Annotated in this window: 2 protein-coding genes and 1 pseudogene; all 3 read left to right on the forward strand. The window is 65.2% G+C overall.

What is annotated here, in order from left to right:
* The first annotated feature begins 166 nt into the window (after positions 1 to 166).
* The 3 genes and pseudogenes from AB0E14_RS39540 (at position 167) to AB0E14_RS39550 (ending at position 3,548) form a co-directional block, all read left to right on the forward strand.
* Positions 167 to 1,367: pseudogene (locus AB0E14_RS39540) on the forward strand (IS3 family transposase).
* Between the two features lie 397 nt (positions 1,368 to 1,764).
* Positions 1,765 to 1,989, forward strand: a complete 225-nt coding sequence (locus tag AB0E14_RS39545) for a hypothetical protein (RefSeq protein ID WP_362430375.1) — start codon at positions 1,765 to 1,767, stop codon at positions 1,987 to 1,989.
* Between the two features lie 275 nt (positions 1,990 to 2,264).
* Positions 2,265 to 3,548, forward strand: coding sequence for a hypothetical protein (locus AB0E14_RS39550; protein WP_362430378.1), 1,284 nt, complete (start codon positions 2,265 to 2,267; stop codon positions 3,546 to 3,548).
* Positions 3,549 to 3,840: the final 292 nt, after the last annotated feature.

Consider the following 3,840-nt stretch of genomic DNA (forward strand, 5'->3'; position numbering starts at 1 on the left):
AACCCGGGCAACACCCATAAAACCCTGTCAGAACGCCCGCAATACAGACCCGCTGGCCGCTCCATCACGCACCAAAGGGAAACCCGTCATGCCCCCGCAAGGGCCTTGACCCCTGATCCTGGACACACGAGACACTGGATCCTGTGGATCTGGGAACGGACATCTCGTGGTCATGAAGCACTACCCGCCGGAGTTCAAGGCGGACGCGGTCGCGCTGTACGAGTCGCGGCCCGAGGCGACGATCAGGCAGGTCGCCGCCGATCTGGGGGATCCGGAGACGCTGCGGAACTGGGTTCGAGTGGCCGGTGCGAGCCGGCCGCGGGGCCGCCGTGCCGAGGGGACGGCCGAGGCGGCCGCGCCGCTGGAGGGGGAGAACGCCGCACTGCGGAAGAAGATTCGGGAGCTGGAGGAAGAACGCGAGATCCTGCGGAAAGCGGCGAAGTATTTCGCCGGGGAGACGCGCTGGTGAACCGCTTCCAGTTCGTCGCCGACCACCAGCGCCGTCACGGCGTGAAGCGGCTGTGCGACATCCTGGGCATCGCCCGCTCCAGCTTCCACTACTGGCGCCGGACGGCTGCGGACCGGGCAGGCCGGCAGGCGGTCGACGCCCGCCTCGCCGACCGGATACGGGCCGTGCACCGGGAATCGGACGGCACCTACGGGGCCCCGCGGATCACCGCCGAGCTTCGTGAGGAGAGCGTTGAGGCGGTCAACCACAAGCGTGTCGCCAGGATCATGCGGGCATCCGGAATCCAAGGGGTCCGCCTGCGCCGCCAGCACCGCACCACAGTCACCGACCCGGCCGCAGCCAAGGCGCCGGACCTGATCGGCCGCGACTTCACCGCCGAAAGCCCGAACACGAAGTACGTCGGCGACATCACCTACCTGCCCATCGACGGCGGGAAGTTCTGCTATCCCGCGACCGTGATCGACCTCGCCTCACGCCGTCTCGCCGGGTGGGCCATCGCCGACCACATGCGCGCGGACCTCGTCACCGACGCCCTGGCGGCAGCGGTCCGAACCCGCGGCAGCCTCGCCGGATCGATCATGCACACCGACCACGGAGCCCAGTACACGAGCAGGGCCTTCTCCGAAGCCTGCAGGTCAGCAGGGGTCCGACGGACATGAGTGCGGTCGGGTCCAGCGCGGACAACGCTCTCGCAGAGTCCTTCAAAGCGACCTTCAAACGCGAGACACTCCAGGGCCGAAAGAGCTGGCCCAACGAGCGCCAGGCCCGACTCGACGCCTTCCGATGGCTCAACCGCTACAACACCCGACGCCGGCACTCCCGCCTCAGACACCGCAGCCCCATCACCTACGAAGCCGCACTCGAAGCACCACCAACTACGCTGGCATCAGCCGCATAACCCGTGTTCAGGATCCGGGGTCAAGGACCTACAACGACGCCGTTACCTTCACGGCCCGCAGGACCTCCCACGGCCGGCACGTCGACTGGAGCCACACCTACCGCAACGCCTGTGAACTCCACCGCGCGACCGGCGAGGTGTTCAACTTCTAGCCCGCGCCCGAAGGCGGAGACCGGAACGCCAGCTCATCACCCGAAGTCATACCTTCTCAGGTGCCCTTGGCGTTCTGCGCACAGGACTGCAGGGCCGGGTATCTGACTGGCAGTGCCCGCCGACCTGTCTCGCGACCTTGATCGGCATCGCGCTCTCAGGCGCGAGTCCTGCTGAAACCGCGGGGTTGTCAGCGCTCGGGAGCATGATGGGGGAGAGGTCACCCTTCTGGAGCAACTGGAGCAGGATGGACAGACGTCTCATTCAGACTGCGGTCTTCGGCAGTCCGGACTCGGATGATCCCGCTCTGTGCCCTGAGACCCCCGAGGAACTGGAGGCGTTCCGCCGCGAGCACGAAGGCGTCACCATCCGGATCGAGGGTGTAGCTGCGCCCCGTGCGGTTGTCGCCGATGTGCACGGGTGTGCCGTCGGCTGGACCGAGCAATACGCCTCCGACATCGAGATGCCGTGACCACACGCAGGCCTCGGAAAAGCCCGGCACCATTGCCTCCCCCACCCACACCGTGAAGGACACCCCATGGATCCGCCTCGGCGTCAGAGCTTTCTCGGTTCTTCTCGGCTGCCGAGTTCTGTTCAAGAGCCTTCCCGGGCTCTGCCGGACTGCCCGTTGAGGCAGTTCTCCCGATTAAGCAGGCAAAGGTTGGCGCGATGGTGGCCTTGGCGGACTGCGGGGGCGTTACCTAGGAGGGCGCGTGCTGCAGCAACTGGTCGTAGCACTGGGAAGAGATGGGGAAGAATGTGATAGGTCAGATGGAGTTTCTTCGGGCTGCCGCGGTCGGTGACTGGTGGTCGGCGGTTGATTCGGCTCCGGAGTGGCCGTCGGTGGTCTGGGACGAGCGGACGCTTCGGGATTTCGTGCGGTTGCTGGCCCCAGGGGACGACCGGGACGAGCAGGAGATCGCAGCCGAGTACGCGAACTGGACGGACAGCATGTCCATGGAGCAGTGCTTCAGGGTGGCAGAGGAGTGGCGCTGGCTTAGACTGTGGGCGTCGGGTGACTGGGCAGCAGCAGTGGATTCGGCCAAGGTCTCACTGGCATGGCCCGAATGCAGTCGAAAGCACCTCGAGGACCTCCTCTGCCACATTGCGCAGCGTGCCGATGACGAAGCGGAGCAGGCCGCCAAAGACATCTACCGAAGCGTTCTTTTCGGTTTCTTCACGCGTGAGCAGCTCGCGGGATACCTAAAGCGACCTCAACTTCCGCAAGTACGACATGCTGGGCCGGACAGGGTTACCCGGCAGGCCGGCCCCGTTCGGCAGGCCGTCCCCGTTGAGCAGACCGTCATTGAGAAACGCCTGCCGAAGAGGGCTGTCGCCGAAGCAACGGACCGCCACCGGACAGCGAAAGTTGTCATCGACCCCGCGAGGGCTCAGGCCGAAGAGCAAGTGGTGGACGACCCGGAGTCCGCACTGCAGAGCAGCAGCAGCTCCGCTCCTCCGAGGCTCGAGCAGCCGCGGCAGGAGCCCGGCGACGAGTTCCTTCGGGACCTCGACGACGAGAAGGAGATCCAAGCAGCCCCGGCTTCCTCCTCCAAGCAGCCTGTCAGGGGTCGGAAGAGAGCCAACGCTGAGCTGATGACAGAAGTTGATCTTTCGGGCTGTGAAGCGCCGGAGGCCGCACTGGAGGCGCTGCGGCGTGAGGACGCGAGTCGGATCAGGTGGCATAACAAGGCGCGATACCAGCAGTACAAGCTCAATAGTCAGATGCCGATCCGCTTTACCGTCTACGGCGGTGGCACAGATCATCCGGTGCTCGTCTTCGAAGGAACCGACGTCCCAGGCGGTGCTGTGGGGACGTACGCGGGTTCGCTGCAGGTCTCGGAGAAGGCCGGTGGCTTCGGTGCCAAGGCTGGACGGTTCTTCAACGCCAAGGGCACGAAGAAGCTCTCCAGCGGCATCCTCGCCGGGACCATGACGGTCACTATGCAAGACGGAACGCTCGATCTTGCCGAGCTGACTCGTCTGCTGAAGAAGAGCGGCATCACCGACAAGAACCTCGTCCAAAGATGATGCCCGCGTGCTCGAATTCCCACACCTTTGAGTTGGCGGAGACCCTCTCGCTGTCAGCAGCGAGCACGGCCACGGCCGTTTCGCCAGCTACCCACCCGGACAGGCGACAGGAGGCCAGGAAACGAGCTGAAATCCTTCGTGCAGACCCATGCTTCCTGGAGGATGACAAGCGCGCCGATGCAGGCGTTCATGGACTAAGACCGTGTCCTATGTGGTGAGGCGGACGAGTCGCTTGTAGCAGCAGATGGCTGCGGCGAGGCCGAGGAAGGCCAGGTAGTTGCGGGGGTGGCGT

The sequence above is a fragment of the Streptomyces sp. NPDC047981 genome (assembly GCF_040653315.1).
Taxonomy (GTDB): Bacteria; Actinomycetota; Actinomycetes; order Streptomycetales; family Streptomycetaceae; genus Streptomyces.